The organism is Solirubrobacter pauli, assembly GCF_003633755.1.
GTDB classification, from domain to species: domain Bacteria; phylum Actinomycetota; class Thermoleophilia; order Solirubrobacterales; family Solirubrobacteraceae; genus Solirubrobacter; species Solirubrobacter pauli.
On sequence record NZ_RBIL01000001.1, the window covers coordinates 23,524 to 42,717 of the forward strand.

19 protein-coding genes are annotated in these 19,194 nt (G+C 72.6%); 11 read left to right on the plus strand and 8 right to left on the minus strand.

Annotated features, from left to right (window positions below):
* Positions 1 to 2: 2 nt before the first annotated feature.
* From C8N24_RS00140 to C8N24_RS00185, 10 genes are read left to right on the plus strand one after another with little or no spacing between them, the layout of a single operon-like run.
* Positions 3 to 680 carry an FAD binding domain-containing protein gene (locus C8N24_RS00140; protein ID WP_170178736.1) on the plus strand — a complete coding sequence of 226 codons (678 nt, stop codon included), beginning with the start codon at positions 3 to 5 and terminating at the stop codon, positions 678 to 680.
* Positions 670 to 1,140, plus strand: a complete 471-nt coding sequence (locus C8N24_RS00145; protein WP_121246618.1) for a (2Fe-2S)-binding protein — start codon at positions 670 to 672, stop codon at positions 1,138 to 1,140. Before C8N24_RS00140 ends, C8N24_RS00145 begins: the two co-directional genes overlap by 11 nt.
* A complete protein-coding gene (locus tag C8N24_RS35510) occupies positions 1,137 to 2,477 on the plus strand; it encodes a xanthine dehydrogenase family protein molybdopterin-binding subunit (RefSeq protein WP_121246620.1) in 1,341 nt (446 codons plus the stop codon). The genes C8N24_RS00145 and C8N24_RS35510 overlap by 4 nt, the downstream gene beginning before the upstream one ends.
* The gene (locus C8N24_RS35515) at positions 2,478 to 3,485 is read left to right on the plus strand and encodes a xanthine dehydrogenase family protein molybdopterin-binding subunit (RefSeq protein WP_121246622.1); all 1,008 of its coding nucleotides are present in this window, start codon (positions 2,478 to 2,480) and stop codon (positions 3,483 to 3,485) included.
* Complete coding sequence (locus C8N24_RS00160; RefSeq protein WP_245971726.1) at positions 3,478 to 4,326, plus strand: AAA family ATPase; 849 nt, start codon at positions 3,478 to 3,480, stop codon at positions 4,324 to 4,326. The genes C8N24_RS35515 and C8N24_RS00160 overlap by 8 nt, the downstream gene beginning before the upstream one ends.
* Positions 4,323 to 5,354: a vWA domain-containing protein gene (locus tag C8N24_RS00165; RefSeq protein ID WP_121246626.1), complete on the plus strand. Its 1,032-nt coding sequence runs from the start codon at positions 4,323 to 4,325 to the stop codon at positions 5,352 to 5,354. The genes C8N24_RS00160 and C8N24_RS00165 overlap by 4 nt, the downstream gene beginning before the upstream one ends.
* Positions 5,351 to 6,244 (plus strand): amidohydrolase family protein, encoded by an 894-nt coding sequence (locus tag C8N24_RS00170; RefSeq protein ID WP_121246628.1) that lies wholly within the window; start codon positions 5,351 to 5,353, stop codon positions 6,242 to 6,244. The genes C8N24_RS00165 and C8N24_RS00170 overlap by 4 nt, the downstream gene beginning before the upstream one ends.
* Positions 6,241 to 7,401 carry an XdhC family protein gene (locus C8N24_RS00175; RefSeq protein ID WP_121246630.1) on the plus strand — a complete coding sequence of 387 codons (1,161 nt, stop codon included), beginning with the start codon at positions 6,241 to 6,243 and terminating at the stop codon, positions 7,399 to 7,401. The genes C8N24_RS00170 and C8N24_RS00175 overlap by 4 nt, the downstream gene beginning before the upstream one ends.
* On the plus strand, positions 7,380 to 7,673 hold the full coding sequence (locus C8N24_RS00180; protein WP_121246632.1) for a putative quinol monooxygenase: 294 nt from the start codon (positions 7,380 to 7,382) through the stop codon (positions 7,671 to 7,673). Before C8N24_RS00175 ends, C8N24_RS00180 begins: the two co-directional genes overlap by 22 nt.
* A 60-nt stretch (positions 7,674 to 7,733) precedes the next feature.
* Positions 7,734 to 9,905, plus strand: a complete 2,172-nt coding sequence (locus C8N24_RS00185; protein ID WP_121246634.1) for a PAS domain-containing sensor histidine kinase — start codon at positions 7,734 to 7,736, stop codon at positions 9,903 to 9,905.
* Here C8N24_RS00185 and C8N24_RS00190 read toward each other — a convergent pair.
* Positions 9,902 to 11,203, minus strand: a complete 1,302-nt coding sequence (locus C8N24_RS00190) for a glutamine synthetase III domain-containing protein (protein WP_121246636.1) — start codon at positions 11,201 to 11,203, stop codon at positions 9,902 to 9,904. The genes C8N24_RS00185 and C8N24_RS00190 overlap by 4 nt on opposite strands.
* Positions 11,204 to 11,399: 196 nt before the next feature.
* A complete protein-coding gene (locus C8N24_RS00195) occupies positions 11,400 to 12,374 on the minus strand; it encodes a VOC family protein (protein ID WP_121246638.1) in 975 nt (324 codons plus the stop codon).
* A gap of 28 nt (positions 12,375 to 12,402) precedes the next feature.
* Here C8N24_RS00195 and C8N24_RS00200 point away from each other — a divergent pair, with 28 nt between their 5' ends.
* The gene (locus C8N24_RS00200; protein WP_121246640.1) at positions 12,403 to 12,759 is read left to right on the plus strand and encodes a nuclear transport factor 2 family protein; all 357 of its coding nucleotides are present in this window, start codon (positions 12,403 to 12,405) and stop codon (positions 12,757 to 12,759) included.
* Here C8N24_RS00200 and C8N24_RS33510 read toward each other — a convergent pair.
* The 6 genes from C8N24_RS33510 to C8N24_RS00230 all read right to left on the minus strand — a co-directional run bounded on the left by C8N24_RS33510 (position 12,725) and on the right by C8N24_RS00230 (position 19,175).
* Positions 12,725 to 15,637 (minus strand): PKD domain-containing protein, encoded by a 2,913-nt coding sequence (locus C8N24_RS33510; protein WP_170178738.1) that lies wholly within the window; start codon positions 15,635 to 15,637, stop codon positions 12,725 to 12,727. The genes C8N24_RS00200 and C8N24_RS33510 overlap by 35 nt on opposite strands.
* A gap of 63 nt (positions 15,638 to 15,700) precedes the next feature.
* On the minus strand, positions 15,701 to 15,913 hold the full coding sequence (locus tag C8N24_RS00210; protein ID WP_147447516.1) for a hypothetical protein: 213 nt from the start codon (positions 15,911 to 15,913) through the stop codon (positions 15,701 to 15,703).
* A 34-nt stretch (positions 15,914 to 15,947) separates the two neighbouring features.
* Positions 15,948 to 16,619: a hypothetical protein gene (locus tag C8N24_RS00215; RefSeq protein ID WP_121246644.1), complete on the minus strand. Its 672-nt coding sequence runs from the start codon at positions 16,617 to 16,619 to the stop codon at positions 15,948 to 15,950.
* Complete coding sequence (locus C8N24_RS00220) at positions 16,616 to 17,155, minus strand: hypothetical protein (RefSeq protein ID WP_121246646.1); 540 nt, start codon at positions 17,153 to 17,155, stop codon at positions 16,616 to 16,618. Before C8N24_RS00220 ends, C8N24_RS00215 begins: the two co-directional genes overlap by 4 nt.
* A complete protein-coding gene (locus C8N24_RS00225; protein WP_121246648.1) occupies positions 17,152 to 18,231 on the minus strand; it encodes a DegT/DnrJ/EryC1/StrS family aminotransferase in 1,080 nt (359 codons plus the stop codon). The genes C8N24_RS00220 and C8N24_RS00225 overlap by 4 nt, the downstream gene beginning before the upstream one ends.
* Positions 18,228 to 19,175 carry an NAD-dependent epimerase/dehydratase family protein gene (locus C8N24_RS00230; RefSeq protein ID WP_121246650.1) on the minus strand — a complete coding sequence of 316 codons (948 nt, stop codon included), beginning with the start codon at positions 19,173 to 19,175 and terminating at the stop codon, positions 18,228 to 18,230. The genes C8N24_RS00225 and C8N24_RS00230 overlap by 4 nt, the downstream gene beginning before the upstream one ends.
* Positions 19,176 to 19,194 lie beyond the last annotated feature (19 nt).

Below are 19,194 nucleotides of genomic sequence, written 5' to 3' on the forward strand. Positions count from 1 at the left end.
CCGTGCAGGTCCACGTTCCCACCTCGGTCGACGAGGCCGCGGGGCTGCTCGCGAACGGCGAGGGCGTGCTCGTCGCCGGCTGCACCGGCCTCTACCCGCACCTGCAGCCCGACCAGTCGATCATCAGCCTGCGCAAGGCCGGGCTCTCCGGCGTCGAGACCGACGGCGACAGCGTGCGCGTCGGCGCCACCACCACGCTGACCGAGCTCGCGCGTGCGGTGCCGTTCCTGCGCGAGTCGATCGACTCGATCGCCTCCCCCACGATCCGCAACATGGCCACGGTCGGCGGCAACCTGTTCGCGCCCCAGCCGCACGGCGACCTCGCGGTCTGCCTGCTCGCGCTGGACGCCCAGGTCGACAAGACCGGCGACGTGGTCACCAGCATCAGCTTCAAGGTGCCCGAGCGCTGGTACTACACGAAGGCGATGCGGCGCAAGCAGAACAGCGCCTCGATCGTCACCGTCGCCTCCGACGGCGTGCGCCTCGCGCTCGGCGGCGTCGCGCCGCAGCCCGTCCGCGCGCACGCGGCCGAGGCCCGGCTCGCGGAGGGCGACATCGACGGCGCGGCCGAGGCCGCCCTCGAGGCCGCCGACCCCTTCGACGACGCGTACGCCAGCGCGTGGTACCGCCGTCGTGTGCTTCCCGTCCATGTCCGGAGGGCTTTGACCAATGCCGTCTAGCGTCATCGAACTCACCGTCAACGGCTCCGAAGAGGAGTTCATCGCCAAGCCGGGCACGACGTTGCTCGGCGCGCTGCGCGACACGCTCGGGCTCACCGCCGCCAAGCGCGGTTGTGGCGTCGGCACCTGCGGCACGTGCACGTGCCACGTCGACGGCGAGGCCGTGATGAGCTGCCTCGTCCCGGTCGAGACGATCAACGGCGCGACGGTCAAGACCCTCGAGGGCACCACGCCGACCGACGGGCTCAGCCCGCTTCAGCAGGCGTTCCTGGACAACTTCGCCACCCAGTGCGGCTTCTGCACGCCCGGCATGATCATGGCCGCCGAGGCGCTGCTGGCGGTCAACCCCAACCCGTCCCGGGAGGACGTGGTGACGGCGATCTCCGGCAACGTCTGCCGCTGCACGGGCTACGAGAGCATCATCGAGGCCATCCTCATCGCCGCGGAGGCCACCGCATGAGCGCCATCGACGAGAAGCCCTTCAACGTCATCGGCAAGCCGGTCCAGCGCCTGGACTCGCTCGGGCACGTGACCGGCCGCACGCAGTTCTTCGAGGACGTCAACCCCGCCGGGCTGCTGCATCTGAAGATGCACCGCTCCGAGCGCCACCACGCGAACATCGTGTCGGTGGACACGTCGGCCGCCGAGGCCGTCAAGGGCGTCGTGAAGATCCTCACGCACGAGGACGTGCCCAAGAACTGGTACACGGTCCTCACGCTCATCAACGTCGGCTACCCCGAAGAGCTGGTGCTCGCCGAGAAGAAGGTGCTTTGGTACGGCGAGCCGATCGTGGCCGTGGTGGCCACGAGCGAGCGCGCCGCCCGTGAGGGCGCCGCCGCGGTGAAGGTCGTCTACGAGGACCTGGAGCCGATCTTCGACGTCGAGGAAGCGATCAAGCCGGACGCCTTCCCGCTCAAGCCGCACGGCACGAACTACTTCGAGTACGAGGGCCACCACTGCCGGCGCGTGCGTCTGGGGGACGTGGAGAAGGGGTTCGCCGAGGCGGACCACATCTTCGAGTTCAAGTACCAGTCCAAGCCGATCGAGCAGGCCCCGACCGAGACGACGGGCTGCATCGTCGAGCCCAAGGCCGACGGGCGTCTGAAGATCTACTCCAACACGCAGGCGGCGTTCTTCACCCTCGACAACACGGCGCTCATCCTCGACGTGCCGTTCGGCAAGCTGCAGCTGGTGGGCGGCACGGTCGGCGGCGGCTTCGGCGGCAAGGTGGACGTCACCGTCGAGCCGATCACGTGCATCGCGGCGATGAAGACCGGCAAGCCGGTCAAGTACGTCTACGACCGCTACGAGGAGATGCAGGTCTCCTCCCCCCGCGCGGCGGAGCGCATCTACATCAAGGACGGCGTGATGGATGACGGGACGATCGTCGCCCGTCAGGTCACGCTCTACGCCGACGCCGGCGCGTACAGCCGCCACAGCCCGTACGCCACCACGAAGGCCGCCGCGCACATGCCGGGCCCGTACAACATCCCGAACGTGCACATCGACTCCTGGTGCGTCTACACCAACCGCACACCGTCTTCGGCCATGCGCGGCTTCGGCGTGACCATCGGGGACTTCGCGCTGGAGACGTCGATGGACCGGATCGCGCGCGCGCTGAACCTCGATCCGCTGCAGCTGCGCCTCAAGAACGCCTACCGCGACGGTGACATGAAGGCGCACCACAAGGTGGCGGAGGGCACCGCGATCATCGAGGTCATCCAGAAGGCGGCCGAGCAGGTCGGCCACGAGCTGCCCGACGAGTACCGGGCGATGTCGTCGAAGGAGGCTCGCTAGATGGCCAAGCTCCGCGGACGCGGCTACGCCGCCGTCAACTACCCGACCGGCATGAACCTCGGTGGCGACCCCACCCAGGCGCTCGTGCACTCCACCACCACGGGCAACTTCGTCGTCTCGCTGTCGTCGGTGGACCTCGGCCAGGGCCTGAAGACCGTCGCCGCGCAGGTGGCGGCGGAGACGCTCGGCCTGCCGTACGAGAACATCATCGTCGACACCGCCGACACCGACACGGGCCCGCACTGCATGGGCACGTTCGCCTCCCGCGGCACGCACCGCGTCGGCAACGCCGTGATCATGGCCGCGCAGGAGGCGCGCGAGGCGATGCTGGCGGCGGCCGCCGAGGAGCTCGAGGTCGACGCCGAGGACCTGGAGACCGATGGCACCGGCTTCATCAAGCTCAAGGGCTCCGAGGAAGTCAAGATCCACGTCGTCGACCTGGCGATGGCCGCGCACTTCAAGCTCGGCCGCACGATCGCGGGCCGCGGCATCTTCCTCAAGGAACGCTCGTACCCGGACCCGGAGACGGGCAAGATGGACCCCGACTCCGCGCAGGCCCACGCCTGCACGGTGGCCGACGTCGAGGTCGACGACGAGACCGGCGTCATCGAGGTGCTCGCGCTGCACAACGTGTACGAGGTCGGTCGCGCGATCAACCCCAGGATGGCCAAGCAGCAGATCGAGGGCGGCGCCTGGATGGGCATCTCCCACGCGCTGTTCGAGGCGACGGACCCGTATTACCCGCAGCGCGACCACGGCCCGCGGGACTTCGAGGAGTACCTGATGCCCGGGCCGGCGGACAACGCCGTGATGGAGTCCGACATCATCGAGTTCCCGGCGGCGAACGGGCCGTACGGCGCGAAGGGCATCGGCGAGATGACCGCCAACGCGCCGATCCCGGCGATCGCCAACGCGGTGTTCGACGCGTGCGGCGTGCGGCTCACCGAGATGCCGTTCACGCCGGAGTCGGTCCTGCGTGGCCTCGACGAGCTGCGAGCACGTGCCTGATCCGATCGAGGCTCTGGGACGGCGGTTGGCGGCGGAGCAGTACTTCGCCGACGAAGGCCTGCTGACCGCCGCCCACCTCTCGCTGACGCTCGGCCGGCCGCTCCTGCTGGAGGGCGAGCCGGGCGTCGGCAAGACGGAGATCGCCAAGGTGCTCGCCCGCGTGCACGACCGCGAGCTGATCCGCCTGCAGTGCTACGAGGGCCTCGACGCCGCGCAGGCGCTGTACGAGTGGGACCACCCCAAGCAGCTGCTGGCGATCCGCACGTGCGAGGCCGAGAACCGTCCGGTCGGCGAGCTCTACGACGAGTCGTTCCTGATGGAGCGGCCGCTGCTGCGCGCGCTGCGCGTGCCGTGCGTGCTGCTGATCGACGAGATCGACCGCGCGGACTCGGAGTTCGAGGCGTTCCTGCTCGAGTTCCTCAGCGACTTCCAGATCACGATCCCCGAGCTCGGGACGATCGCCGCCGCCGAGCGGCCGATCGTGATCATGACGTCCAACCGCACGCGGGAGCTGCACGACGCGCTCAAGCGCCGCTGCCTCTACCACTGGATCGCGTTCCCGGACTCCAGCCGCGAGAAGCGGATCATCGAGTCGCGCGTGCCGGGCCTGCCGGAGGACGCGGCCAAGACGCTCGTGGCGGCGGTGGCCGGCGTGCGCGACCTGGACCTGATCAAGCCGCCGGGGATCGCGGAGTCGATCGAGTGGGGCCAGGCGGCGAAGGTGCTCCTGCACGAGGGGGCCGACTGGCCGAGCGCGCTCAAGCGGTCGCTCGGGCTGCTCGTCAAGGAGCAGGAGGACACCGAGACGGTGCTGGCGCACGCGGAGGGCCTCGGGCTGTGAGCACGGTCGCGGGCACGCTGCTGGAGGACTTCGTGACCGCGCTGCACGTGGGCGTCGAGCGGCGCGCGGACTTCCTCACCGCGCTGCGTGACAACCCGCCGCAGGACATCCAGCGGCTCTACTGGCTCGCGCGCGTGACGCTGGTCGACCGGCTCGAGACCATCCCGGCGTTCGACGCCGTCTTCTCCGCCTACTTCCTGGGCGCGCCGCCCCAGCCCTCCCCGCAGCGGGACGGCGAGAGCGAGGCGCCCGACCCGCAGGACGGCGGCGAGCTCGAGCCGATCGTGATGGGCGAGGGCACGGGCAAGGAGGCGAGCGTCCACGACCTGCGCCACCGGCGCGCCTACGCCGGCGGCACCGAGGACCTGGCCGAGCTGCGCCGCGCGCTGGCCGAGCACCTGCCGAAGATCCGCTCGCGCCGGCGCCGCCCGCACCGCCGCGGGCAGCTGGACGTGCGCCGGACGCTGCGCCACGCGACCCGCACGGGCGAGATCACGATGCTCGCCCGCCGCGGCCGGCCGCACCGCACGCGGCCGATGCTGCTGCTGATCGACGTGTCCGGCTCGTTGCGCGAGCACACGCCGGACTACCTGCGCTTCGCCTGGGCGGCGCAGTGCGAGACGTTCACGTTCGGCACGCACCTGACCCGGGTCACGCGCCAGCTGCGCCAGCGTGAGCTGCACACCGCGCTGGCCGAGGTCAGCGCGGTGGTCGAGGACGCCGACGGCGGCACGCGCATCGGCCCCTCCCTGCACGAGTTCGTGACCACGCCGCGCTACGCCGACCGGGCGCGCGGCGCGCTCACGATCGTCCTCTCGGACGGCCTCGAGCGCGGCGCCCCCGAGCAGATGGTCGCCGCCGTGCATCGCCTCGCGAAGCTGTCCCACAGGTTGCTGTGGTGGTCTCCGCTGGCGCTCCACCCGGAGTACCGCCCGGTCACCCGCGCGATGGCCGCGATCGTCGACGACGTCGACCTCGCGGGCGCGCGCGACCTGAAGTCGTTGCTGGAAAGGGTGCGTGAGCTGTGAGCGGATACGTGGATGCCCATCACCACATCTGGCGGGTCCAGGACCTGCCGTGGCTGAGCGGGCCGATGATCCCGCGCATCTTCGGGCCCTACGAGTCCTTGCAGCAACGCGACTACCTGGGCCGCGAGTACGGCGCCGAGGCGGCCGCGCACGGCTTCACGCAGTCGGTCTACACGCAGGCCAACTGGCCGTTGGACCGCTCGGTGGACGAGGTCGAGTGGGTCCAGGCCCAGCACGAGGAGTCGGGCTGGCCGAGCGCGATCGTCGGGTCGGCCGACCTGTTCAGCCCGCGCGCGTCTGAGACCTTCGACGCGCAGACCGCCGCGTCCCCGCTGATGCGCGGCTGCCGCCTGCAGGTGCACTGGCATGAGCACGAGGCGTTCCGGTTCGCCAAGTCCGCCGACGCCATGCTCGACCCGATCTTCAACGAGAACCTCGAGCGGATCGCCGAGCGTGGCTGGGTGTTCGAGCTGCAGGCGTTCCCGAACCAGCTGCCGTACGTGCGCGAGCTGCTCGGCAACCACCCGGACCTGACGTTCGTGATCATCCACGCCGGCATGCCGATCGAGGGCGAGCCGTGGCGCGAGTTCCTGCACGAGCTGGCGACGTTCCCGAACCTCAACGTCAAGCTCAGCGGCCAGGGCACGTTCATCCACCGCGTCGACCCGGACTGGATCAGGACCGTCACGCAGGTCGTCGTCGACGCGTTCGGCTCCGACCGCGCGATGTTCGGCACGAACTTCCCGGTGGAGAGCATCTGGACCGACTTCTCTAGCCTGGTCAAAGCGTGGTTCGGCGTGTTGGCCGACTTCCCGCAGGCGGTCCAGGACGACGTCCTGGGCCGGACCGCGCGCCGCGTTTACAGGCTCGCCGAGGAGGGACCCCGATGACACGTCCAGTCCAGCACACCGCCTCCGCCGTGCAGGGTTGGCTGCGTGAGGGACGACGGGTCGCGGCGGGGTTGCTCGTCGAAGTCGAAGGGTCCTCGCCGCTGGACGTCGGCGCGTCGATGTACATCGACGACCAGGGCGGCATCGAGGGGTCGATCACGGGCGGCTGCGTCGAGGGCGCGGTCGCCGCGGCGGCGATGGAGATGCTCGAGCGCGGCGGCCCGCCGCAGCTCGTCACCTACGGGATCAGCGACGAGCTGGCCGGCACGGTCGGGCTGATGTGCGGCGGCATCGTCCACATCTTCATCCACGAGATCCGCCCGGAGCACCAGGAGGCGGTGCTCGCCGACCTGCAGGCGACCGTCGACCACTCCCCCGCCGGCCTCGTGACGCTGCTCGACGGCGAGCACGCGGGCGCGAAGCTGTACGTCGACCACGACCGCGTGCTCGGCTCGCTCGGGGTCGGCGAGCTGCTCGACAAGAACGCCACGCGCGAGGCGCAGGGCCTGCTCGACGAGGGCCGCTCGTCACTGCGCGACTTCGGTGAGGACGGTGCCTCGCTCGGCTCCGGCTTGCGCGTCTACAACTCGATCCAGGCCGAGCCGCCGCGGATGGTCGTGTTCGGCGCGATCGACTTCTCGAGCGCGCTCGCGCCGCTCGCCAAGGGCCTCGGCTACCGCGTGACGATCGCCGATCCCCGCTCCGCCTTCCTGAAGTCGCGCCGCTTCAGCGCCGCCGCCGAGACCGAGGTCGGCTGGCCGGACGCCGTGCTCGACGGCGTCGAGCTCGGCCCCCGCGACTCGGTCCTGATCTTCACGCACGACCCGAAGCTCGACGTGCCCGCCGTGCAGGCGGCGCTGAAGACGAACGCCGGCTACATCGGCGCGCTCGGCTCGCGCAACACCACCGCGGACCGCAACCGGCGGCTCCGCGACGTCGGCGTCACCGACGCCGAGATCGACCGCATCTTCGCGCCCTGCGGGCTGGACATCGGCGCCTCCACCGTGGAGGAGACGGCCGTCGCCGTCCTGGCCGAGATCATAGCCCACCGTGCGGGGCGCCACGGAATGCCGCTGCGGGAGGCCGAAGGGCCGATCCGCCACGCGGATGTGATCAACGAAAGGGAAGAGCAAGCATGGCCTACACCGTCGCGGTGACCTGGATCGCCAAGCCCGGCGAGGAAGACGAAGTCGCACGCTGCCTGTCCGAGCTGGTCGAGCCTTCACGCGCCGAGGAAGGCGTGCTCGTCTACATCCCCAACCGGGATCCCGAGGACCCGACCAAGTTCTTCATCTACGAGCAGTACGTGGATGAGGCGGCCTACACGGCGCACACCGAGACCGAGCACTTCAAGCGGCTCGGCTTCGGCGACGCGATCCCGCGCCTCGCCGAGCGCAAGCGCGAGTTCTTCGCGCCGATGGTCGACTAGAAGACCTTCACCGGGGATGCCCTCACGGGCATCCCCGTTTCGGCTTATGCTGGAACGGCCGTGTCGGAACTGCTGCTGTCCGACCTCTTCGCGGCCGCCGTGAAGAGCCTGCCGCTCGCGATCGTGTTCGGTGACCGCGACGGTCGCGTGCTGTATGCGAACCCGGCCGCGGACCGGCTGCTCGCCCTTGACGGCGCCGACGTGCGCGGCGTGGAGGCGGCGTCGTTCGCCGCCCCCGGCAAGGAGGACGAGGCGCGCGCGATCGTGCGCCGGCTGCTCGCCGGAGAGACGGTCGAGGACTCGGTGACGCTCGAGCTGCGCCGCGAGGACGGCTCCCGGTTCCTCGCCGAGCTGACGATCTCCCCGCTGTTCGACGACGCGGGCGGCGTCGTCGGCACGGTCGGGCTCGCGCGCGACGTGACCGAGCGGGTGGCGACCGAGGACGAGGCCGCGCGGTTGCGCGCCGTCGTCGACGCCACGGCGCAGGCGATCCTCGGCGTCGACGCCGACGGCAAGATCCTCTTCTTCAGCTCGTCCGCGGAGCGCCTGTTCGGCTGGCGCGCGGAGGAGGTCATCGGCCGCTCCGGCGACCTGCTGGTGGTGCCGGAGCACCGGCTCGGCGCCCCCGCGCTGTTCGCGGCGTTGGCGAGCAAGGGCATGCTGCGCCGCGAGACCGTGGCGCGGCGACGCGACGGCTCGCCGGTCGAGGTCGAGGTGTGCTCGGCACCGATCCGCGACGCCACCGGCGCGATCACCGGCGCGGCGATCACCGTGCTCGACGTGTCCGAGCACCGGCGCGAGCACCGGCTGCTGGAGCGCATCGTCGAGAACGCGCCGAACGCGATCGGCATCAAGGACCTCGACGGGCGCTACCTGCTCTTCAGCTACGGGGCCGGGGAGGCGCCGTCACCGGAAGCGGTCGGACGCACGGACGCCGAGCTCTTCGCGCCCGACGTCGCGGCGCGCAGCGCCGAGCAGGACCGGACCGTGCTCGAGCGCGGCGCACCGACCACCTTCCGCGAGACGATCAGGTTCCGGGACGGCACGGACCACCAGTTCGTCACCACCAAGTTCCCATTGGTCGCTTCCGACGGCCGCTACGAGGGCGTCGGCGTGATCGCCGCCGACGTCACCGAGCTGCGGCAGGCCGAGCTCGACCAGGCGCGGCTCGCGGCGCTCGTCGAGGCGGCGCCCGACGCGATCGTGGCGCGCGACGAGCATGGCCGGATCGTGACCTGGAACCCCGGCGCCGAGATCGTGTTCGGGCTGCGCGCCGAGGACGCGATCGGCCGGTCCTACGCCGATCTGGTCGTGCCCGACGAGGAGCGGGCGCGGTTCGACGCGCTGCTCGCCGAAGCGCAGGGCGGACGCACGCTGACGATCCGCGCGATGCGCCGCCGCGGCGACGGGTCGCAGTTCCCCGCCCAGGTCTCGGTCGCTCCGCTCACGCTGCTCGACGGCACCTGGAGCGGGACGTTGGCGATGATCCGCGACATCACGGACCTCGTCGAGGCCGAGGTGGCACTGCGCGAGCGCGCGACCCAGCTCGAGCGGTCCAACGCGGAGCTCGAGCGCTTCGCCTACGCGGCGAGCCACGACCTCCAGGAGCCGCTGCACTCGATCATGCTCAGCGCGGGCGCGGTGAGCCACGCCGCCGAGGACCGCCTGGCCGACGACGAGCGCGAGCTGCTCGCGAACATCGACGCGGCCGCGAGTCGGCTCAGCGCGCAGATCCGCGGGCTGATGCAGGTCGCGCGCGTGGCCATCGGAGAGGCGGCGGGCGAGCTCGTCCCGGTCTCGGTCGCGGTGGCCGACGCCCTCGACGCGCTCCGAGCCGCCACCGTGGAAGCGCTCGCGGAGGTGATCGTGGACGAGCCGCTGCCACCGATCGAGGTGCCGCGCTCGGAGGTCGGGCTCGTGCTGCAGAACGTGATCGCCAACGCGATCAGGTACCGCCGCGAAGGCGTCCCCCCACGGGTGCACGTGACGGCCGAGGACGCGGGGGACCTCGTGGCGATCCGCGTCGCCGACAACGGCGTCGGCCTCTCCGAAGCGGATCTGACCCGGGTGTTCGGCCTGTTCGAGCGCGGCTCGACGACCGCGCCGGGCACCGGGATGGGCCTGGCCGTCGCCCGGCGGATGATCGAACGCCTCGGCGGCTCACTCGAAGCCAGCTCGGACGGACCGGGCCGCGGGAGCGTCTTCACGCTCCGCGTGCCGTATGCGCGCTAGGAGCGCGCGGCCAGCTCGCGCGCCGACATGACGCCCTGCTCGGCGAACAGCCGCTCGCCGGTGACGAGCACGTCGCGCAGGGTGCGGTCGCCCGCGGCGGCCTGATGGCGGCGGTAGGCGTCGGCCACCACCTCGCGGACCGCGGGCTCGAGGTCCTCGCCGACCTGCAGCCAGCCGCGGAGCATGCGCGTCTGGGTGGCGATCGCCTCGGCCATGACGGTGTTGACGATCGTCATCGTCAGCGCGTCGAGCCGGCCGAGCGCGAAGCCCGCGCCGGTGAAGCCCGCCGCGGTCTCGCGGCCGGGGACGAACGGCAGCGGCTCGGCGCCGGCGACCAGCTCGGCGTCGCTGCCCGCGAACAGCTCGCCACGGGCGATCGCAGCGAGGATCGCCGTGAGCTCGTGGCCGAGGTCGAGGGCACGCAGGTCGTGGGCGGCGAACGCCCGGACGACCGCGGCCGCGAAGAACAGGAAGCGCAGGTTGGCGTGGCTGGTCACGCCCGGCGCGAGCAGGTTGCCGCCCTCGGCGGTCATCAGCGACCACACGTCCGGGCGTGTCTGACCGACCTCGTCGGCGCTGAGGCCGTAGCGGCGCGCGGTGTCGCGCAGCGCGTCCCACGCCAGCCCGAGCGCGTCGGTCGCGGCGACCGCGGGCGACGGCAGCACGGTGAGCTCGTGGCGGTCGCCGGCGAAGCGCAGGCGGGCGCGGACCCCGATCCGCGCGAGCTCGCGCTCGGCGGCGCTGAGGCACGCGCGGGAGCGGTCCTCGAAGGTGCGCAGCGCGACGAGCTCCGCGTCGCGGAAGGCGAAGCCGCGCGTGAGGGCGACGGTCGACAGCGCACGGTGCGTCGCGTCCTCGCTGAGCAGCTCGAGCGCGCGCACGGCCGCGCCGGACAGCGCGTCGGTCGAGCGCAGCAGCGGCAGCCGCTCGTCGAGCGCCTCACCGAGCCCGGACGCCAGCACGCTCGGCAGGCACAGCACGGCGCCGCTCGCCTCCACCCGGATGTGCGCAGGAGCCGCCGGGTCCCACGTCAGGCCGCCCGGGGCGTCCGTGCGCAGGCCACCGACCAGGTCCGCGCCCGTGAGCCACTTGAGCTCCATCCCGTAGTGGGCGATGCCGCCCGCGAGCGTCTGCACGCGGAAGGCGACGCGCGTTGCGCCGCGGCTGCCCGCCCAGCCGCGGAGCGCCCGCGCCACCTCGTCGGCGAGCGACGGCTCGAGACCACGGCCGTCGGCGATCGCCGCCTGCAGGAGCGCGTGTCCGGCGGGAGTGAGCCACTCACGCTGCGCAGAGCCCACGAAGGCGTACGGCGCCGGGGCGACGCAGACGCGGGAATGGTGGGCTCTGGCGGTGTGGGGCTCGGACACGGGGGCGGCTCCGGTTGCGGGGAACTGCTCCGGTATACGTGCTCGCGCGACGTGCTGCGAGTGCGTAGTCCCCCGCAACGGGGAGGGCGAAGCTGCGAGGACTCGCCTAGAGGCTCATCCTCCCGCTCTACGGCTGCACGGTCTCGATGGTGTCGATCGGCTCCAGCTGGGAGATCTCCGCGCGGCGGTCCTCCCAGTGCGGCGGGATGCACATGTGCGTGCCGAGCTCGTCCTCGGACTCGTCGATCGTGAAGCCCTGCGGCGTCGAGTAGGCGAGCTCGAACAGCGCGCCGCCCGGCGTGCGCAGGTAGACGCTGAAGAAGTAGCCGCGGTCCTTGACGTCGGACACGTCCGTGTAGCCGAGGCCGACGATGTAGTCCTTGACCACGAGCTGGTTCTCGGCCGAGCCGACGTCGAACGCGTGGTGGTGGATCGTGCCCTCGCCGAAGCGCCACGTGCCCTGCGGCAGGTCCGGCTCCTCCACGAGCTCCAGCGTGCGGCCGTGGCCGTCGCCCTTGATCTCGTACTGGTGGTGCGCGCCGTCGGAGGCGATGTGCTCGCAGTTGAACGCCTCGCGCAGGAACTCGTCCTGCAACTCGGGCGCGCGGACGCTCGTGGTGGTGCCGTAGGCGCCGCGGATCGCGTGCTCGGCCGGCACGTCACCGCCGCCGTAGGGCTCGCGCGTGTCGTTGCGCGTCTCCCCCACGATCTGGTACGGGATGCCGGACGGGTGGCGCAATTCCAGCCGCTCGGTGCCGAAGCGCTCGACCTGGGTCGCCTCGACGCCGGCGGCCTTCAGGCGGTCCGCCCAGTACCCGATCGACTCGGCCGGCACGGCGACGTTGATCGACTTCGCCTGGTTGGTCCCGCGCTTGCCCATCCAGCCCGCCTGGCGGTACGGGAAGCTCGTCAGGATCGTGCTCGCGTCCCCGACGCGGTTGGCGTAGTAGAGGTGGTAGATCGGGATCTCGCCGTCGAAGAGCACCGTCTTCTTGACGCTCTTGAGGCCGAGCGTCCGGACGTGGAAGTCGTAGTCCTCCTGCGCGCCGCCGACGCAGAACGTCAGGTGATGGGTGCCGTTGATGGTTCCCGGGTTGGGCATCGCGGTCTCTCCTCCGTAGTCTTCGCCAATGTCCAGGCACGCAGACCTTTTCAAAGACATCGACTCGATGGAACCGGATGCGTTCACGCGTCATCTGTCCGACGATGTCCGGTTCACGTTCGGCAACGCGGAGACCGTGGTCGGACGCGACGCCGTCCGTGACGTCTGGGCCGGGTTCTGCGACGGGATCGACGGCGTCCACCACGACGTGATCGAGACGTTCGAGCAAGGCGCCGCGACGATCGTCGAGTCGACCGTCACCTACACGCGCAAGGACGGGTCGACGATCGCCCTCCCCGTGGTCACGATCTACCGCGGCGAGGGCGAGCTCATCGAGGACTACCGGATCTTCATGGACGTCGCGCCGTTGTTCGCGGCCCCGTGATCCCGCTCGGGCTCACGGCCTGGACCGAGACGCGCTGGGCGCCACGGACGGCGAGCCTGGGCCGGGCGACGTGCTTGACCACCGTGCGGCCGCCCGGCAGCGTCGCGCTGACCGTGTAGGCCGCGGCACCCGGCAGGCGCTTCCAGCGGGCGCCGCCGCGGCCGACCTTCAGGCCCTTGACCTTGCCGGGACGCTTGGCCTTCGGCGCCTGGTAGGCGCCGAGGTCGAGCTCCTCGCGCAGCACGCCATCCTGCTCGACGAGCGCGACCAGCTGGCGCTTGCCACCCGCGCCCTCCGCGGGCATCCAGCGCAGCACGCCGTGCTCGCCCGTGGCGACGCCGACGACGCCCCCGGCCTCGCCGCCGCGCTCGACGATCGTGACCTTCTGGCCCGCGGCCGGCTTGACCGTGTAGGTCAGCACGCCCGGACGCTGCACCTGCACGGAGACCTCCGGCTTGGCGAGGCCGTCGGCGGCGAGCACCTCGGTGATCGCGGCCGAGCCGAGCTGCGGCGTGATCGTCCACCGACCGGCGGCGGGCTTGGCGATCAGCACCTGCGTCGAGTTGGTCCGCGCGTCCTCGATCAGCACGAACCCGTCGCCCAGCGTCTTGGGCGCGCCCGGCGTCGCGCTGATCGCTTTGCCGCCGGGCCCCGTGATGGTGACCTTCGGGGGCGCGCCGGCGCCCTGGATCAGCAGTGACGTGCCCGGCAGCCCGGCGCCGAGGTCGACCGAGCGGGCCTCGCCCGTGAACTGGGCGGCGGCCGCCTTCGGACGGCTGATCGCGACGCGGTAGTCGCCGATGTCGCAGCCGTCGAAGTAGCCGCGCGGGAAGCCCTTGCCCCAGTAGTAGCCGACGCCCGGGGTCCAGTCGCCGAAGCCGAGGTCGATCTCCAGGCAGGCGGCGATGCCACGCGAGGAGATGATCGCCCGCGCGCCGGCGCACCAGTCCACGAGCTCGATGCACGCGTCCACGCGCGCGGTCGCGTTGAACTTCGTCTTGAGCATCTCGAGGCTCAGGCCGCCGCTGATGGACGCGATCCCGTCCACACCCCAGCGGAACTTGCCGGTGGCGCGGATGTAGCCGTCGCCGTGCACCGCGAAGTCGACCTCGGCCACCTTGACCTCGACGAGCTCGAGGTCGCCGAACGTGCGCAGGACCCAGGGCCGGTCGGCATACGTCGCCCAGCCGAGGCCGGCGGTGACGCGTGCCGCGGCGCTGCCGCCGACGGACGGGCCGGCGGTGAAGGCGACCTCGCCGCACATCGCGAACGTCGGGTGCCCGAAGTCGACCGTCTTGGGCAGGTTCGCGGGGCGCGGCCCGAGGAAGTCGAACCACGGCACCGGCTTGACGCCGACCATCGGGACGCACTCGCTCTCCGGCGGGTCGACCTCGATGCGGAACTTGATGCGCTCCAGGAACACGGGCACGGGTCCACCGAGGGCGAGGCCGCCGTTGGTCCACTTGGCCTCGGCCTGCCCGTAGGCGAACGTGCCGTTGGAGCGGATCCCGACGCCGCCCTCGATGTCCACCGAGGCGGGCGCGGGCAGCTTCACGCGGGCGTTGACCTCCCACAGGTTGATGCCGTCGTAGGAGACGACGAGCGTGTCGAGGCCGATCGGCCCGAGCGCGGCGGACGGGACCGTGAAGCTGAACGCGTCGTCGGCGCCGGCGGCCTTGGCGACGCCGCCGAGCGTGACGGGGCTGCCGGACGTGGCGCCGCCGAACTGCGCCGGCAGGGCGACGAACACCTTCGCGCGCAGCTGGCTGCCCGAGAGCGCCGGGGTGCCGGAGACGCCCGTGACCCTCAGACCGTTGACCTTGGCGTCCGGGTCGGGCTTGAAGCCGTTGAGCTTGCCGCCCGACGGCGTCCACGCGAACTCGCCGTTCACGATCGTGGCGAACGTGCCGCCCGCGTTCATCGAGACGATCGCGCGCTTGGACGCGATCCGGTCCTTCGACAGGCTCACCCACTGGCCGCCCTGCGGCTCGATCGCGACGCCATTGAGGCTGACCGGCTCGCTCGAGCGGTGGTGGTCGCCGAAGTCGCGCAGGCAGCTGCCGGTCGCGGTGAACGCGCCGAGCTTGACCTCCTGCTCGCACTTGGGCTCCTTGACGGTGATCTTGAAGCCCTGGGTGGCCTGCGCGCCTCGGTCGTCGGTCACACGCACGGACACGGTCCACTCGCGGACGATCGGCGCGATCGTGCGCCGCGGCTTGGGCGCGAACGTGTGCGTGACGGTCGGCGTGGCCTGCGTCGACTGCTCGAACGTGCCGTCGCCGTCGAGGTCCCACTCGTAGGCCACGATCTGGCCGTCGGGGTCGGAGGACGGCGCGGCGCTGATCGTCTTCGGCGTGCCCTGGTAGGCGTTGCCGAGCCCGCACAGCGTCATCTGGCCGTGGCGCGTGCAGTCGCGGTCGAAGCGCGCGACGGGCGGGGCGTTGGCCGGCGGCGCGGGGGTCGGGGTCGTCTCGGGTGTGGCCGTCGGCGTCGTCTCGGGCGTGGCGGTCGGCGTGGGCGTCGGCGCATTGAGGACGAACGTCTTCTCGGCGACGCTCGTGCGGATCGCGCCGTCCCACGGTTGTGAGGCGCGCACGCGGACCACGTGGGCACCGCCCGTGTCGAAGCGCGTCTTCGCGGTGGTGCCGCCGGCGTCGTCGAACTCGCCGTCGCCGTCGAGGTCCCACGTGTGCGTGATCGGCGCCGCGTTCGTCCCGCCGGTGCTGGTCGCCGCCAGTGCGACGGACTGGCCCAGCGCGGGCTGCTCCGGCGTGGCCGTGAAGGCGGCTTTGAACGGCTGTTGGGCGAGGGCCTGCGGGGTCGCGAGGAGCGTCACGGCCGCCGTGGTCAGCAGCAGCCGTCGAAGGGTCGAGTGCATGGGCCGCATGCTCGTTCCGCACCGCCGCCTCGACATCGGGGTCGACCCTGAACGACGGGAAGTTCAGGGAGCGGATAACCACACCCGCAGGGTGCGGACGACATCCCGCGCGCAGGCGTCGTCGTGCAGGACGGTCAGCGCGAGCGCGAGCAGCCGCTCCGCGTCGGCGGTCTGCGGGCGCACCCCGGCGACACGACGGGCGGCGTCGTTGACGGCCCGCGCCTGTCCGAACGCGGCGGACCGACCACAGCCGCAGAAGCAGTTGGTCTCGGGCACGTGGCCATGGTCCCGGTCGCGCACCCGGATGGCATCAGGGTGCCACCCTGAACTGCGCGCCGCGGACCGTGAACGTCGTGGCCGCGTCCGGCGCGGGCGGCTGGTAGCGCCAGCCGCCCGAGACGACGAGCGGCCGCGCCGGGTCGGGCGGGCCGCCGGCGACGTGCGCGCCGACCGGGCGCTCGCTCACGAGCGTGTAGGCCGTGCCGGCGTCGTCGGTCAGCGGTGGCGGGACGAGCCGCTCGAGCAGGGCGACGAGCGCGGCCAGGTCATCGTCGCCGCGTGCACCGGCGACGCAGTGGAAGCGCACCTCGGTGCACTCGGTGCGGGTGATGACCGCGACGATCGCGAGGCCGTCGCGGCGGCTGACCGTCGGCGCGGTGTGCACACGCCGTGCGCGACCGCGGCGGGCGATCCGCTCGTGGTCGGCGAGCCGGGCGGCGGCTCGTGCGTCGGCCTCCTCGCGCGAGAGGCCCGGGCCGCGGATGAGCGCGTGGCCCGTGCCGGTCTCCAGCGCGGCCAGCTCGTCCGGCTCGAGCCACGGCGCCTGCGCCGCGGTGGCGCGCGTGCGCCAGCGCTTGGCGGCGTCGTCGTCCAGCACGCCGGCGCTGTGCAGCGCGCTCAGCGCGCCGTGGAAGCGCTGCCCCTCCGACGTCGGCGTCAGCTCGGCCAGCAGCTGCTCGAGGTGCTGCTCGGCGGCGTTCACGTCCGCACCCGGAAGACGACGTCGTCGCGGCCGCCGAGCCGGAGCTCGACCCACCCCACCCCATCCGGAACGCCGGGCGAGAACGCCACGGACACGTCGGTGTCGCTGCCGCCCTCCCCGCCGGTGTCGTACACGGTGCCGGTGGCGTCGACGAGGATCCACTCGGGCCAGTCGTCGTCCTCGGCGTCGTCCTTGTCGAGCTGGCAGACGACGCCGTCCGCGAACCGCAGGAGCAGCAGCAGCCGATAGCCGCCGCGCGGCTCGTCCGGCCCGGTCAGCACCTGCAGCAGCTCGGCCTCGGTGCTGTCGGTCGCGGGCTCTCCCACGTACCGGTCCGGCTCGCGCGGCCGGGCGGCCTCGCGCTCGAGCCTGCCGCGCCACGTGTCGGCGGCCTCGGGCGAGAGCACGCCGGCCGCCTCGAGCGCGGCCACCCCGGCGAGCGGCGCGACGAGCGCCTCGCCGGCGTCGTCCCACAGCAGGTGCCAGCGGTAGAGGGCGTCCAGCTGGTGCTGGAGCCAGTCGTCGGCGGCGGTCACGAAGCGGCCGCGAGGGTGGTGGTCACGAGCTCGACCTCGGCGTCGGTGAGGTAGGCGTGGATCGGCAGGGAGAGCACCTCGCGGCACGCCGTCTCGGCCGCGGGGCACGCGCGCCCTCGGTGGCCGAAGACGGGCTCACGGTACAGCGGGCGGTCGTAGTGCACGCGGGTGGGGACGCCCGCCGCGGCGAGGGCGGCCGCGAGCGCGGTGCGGTCAGGCGTGCGCAGGACGTACTTGTGGAAGACGTGGTCGCGCCCGGGGGCGACGCCGACCGGCCGGTGCGGCGTGCCGGCGAGCGCCGCGTCGTAGGCGGCGGCGATCGCGCGCCGGCGCTCCGTCCACCGCGCGTCGGACGCGAGCTTGGCGTGCAGCACCGCCGCCGCGGCGGTCGGCAGCTGCGAGTTGTGCCCGAGCGTGGCGAAGCGGCCCGCATCGTCGCGGCCGTGCCAGCGCAGGCGCCGCAGCGCGGCCGCCAGCGCGTCGTCGTCGCACAGCACCGCGCCGCCGCTGCCCGGCGCGGCGATCGTCTTCGTCGGGTCGAACGAGCAGCACGACAGCGCGCCGATCGCCCCGGCGTGCGTGGCGCCGAGTGCCTGCGCCGCGTCCTCGACGAGCGTCAGGCCGTGCTCGTCCGCGAAGCGCTCGAAAGCCACGTGATCGACCGTCTGCCCGTAGAGGTCGACCGCGAGCAGCGCGCGCGTGGCGGGCGTGACCAGGGCGCGCGCGGCGTCGAGGTCCAGCCGCAGCCACGGGTCCACGTCCACGAACACCGGCACCGCGCCCACGCGCAGCACGCACGAGGCGGTCGCGATGAACGAGATCGCCGGCACGAGCACCTCGTCTCCCGGCCCCACCCCCGCCGCCAGGAGCGCGAACGCCAACGCGTCGGTCCCGGACCCGACCGCGACCGCGTGGGCGCGCCCACACCGCGCGGCCAGCGCCGCTTCGAACGCGCGCACCGCGGGCCCCTGCAGCGCCTGGCCGCCCGCGAGCGCCTCGGCCATCAGCTGCGCGTACCGCTCGCCGTGCTCGGCCCACGTGCGCTCGGCCGCGAAGAACGGCACCGCGGCGTTCACGCCGGCGCGAGCGCCACGTCGAGGTGCGCGGCCAGGCCGGCTTCGAGGCTGAAGCGCGGCGCGTATCCGAGCACGTCGCGGGCGTGGGCGATGTCGAGCGTCCCACGGCGCGGGCGGACGGCCGGCGCGACCACCGGCTCGACCGCGACGGGGAAGCCGAGGGCGCGTACGGCGTCGATCGCCTCGACGAGCGAGCGCGCCCGTCCCGCCGCGAGGTTGAACGTGCCGCGCTCGGCGGCCGGGGACAGCGCCGCGTCGGCGAGGCCGCGCGCCACGTCCGCGACGTGCGTGAAGTCCAGCCGCACGTCCGGGTCGGCGGTCAACCGCAGCGGGTGCTCGTCGACGGCCGCCTCGACGAGCCGCGTGATGAAGCGGCGGTGGCCGTCGCCGGGGCCGTAGACGGCTGACGGGCGCACGATCGTCCAGCTCGTCCACGAGTCGCGGACGAGCCGCTCGGCGTCGAGCTTGGCCTGGCCGTACGGCTCGCGCGGCGCGAGGCGCGCGGTCTCCGGCTGCGGGTCGCGTACGAAGTCGCCGTAGACCATGCTCGAGGACACATAGGTCAGCCGTGCGTGCGGCGCGTGCCGCGCGACGGCCGCGACCACGGCGGCGGTCGTGCCGACGATCGCCGCGCGCGCCCGCGCCGGGTCGCGGTCGGCGACCGCGACGAGCGGCAGGTTGGCCAGGTGCACCACCGCGTCCGGCGGCGTCGTGGTGAGCACCTCCGCGAGCGCGAGCGGGTCGTCGGCAGCCCCGTGGCGGAGGTCCGCGTCGCGCAGCAGGGTCCGCCGGCGCCACGCGCGCGCCCGGACGGCGGCCTCGTCGTCATCGGTCCACGCCCGGTCGTCGTCGAGCACGACGACGTCCCGCCCGCGCTCGGACAGCTCGCGCGCGAGGTGGGCGCCGATGAAGCCTGCACCTCCAATGAGCAGGATGCGTCCCAAGTTCCGGGCATGTTGCCAT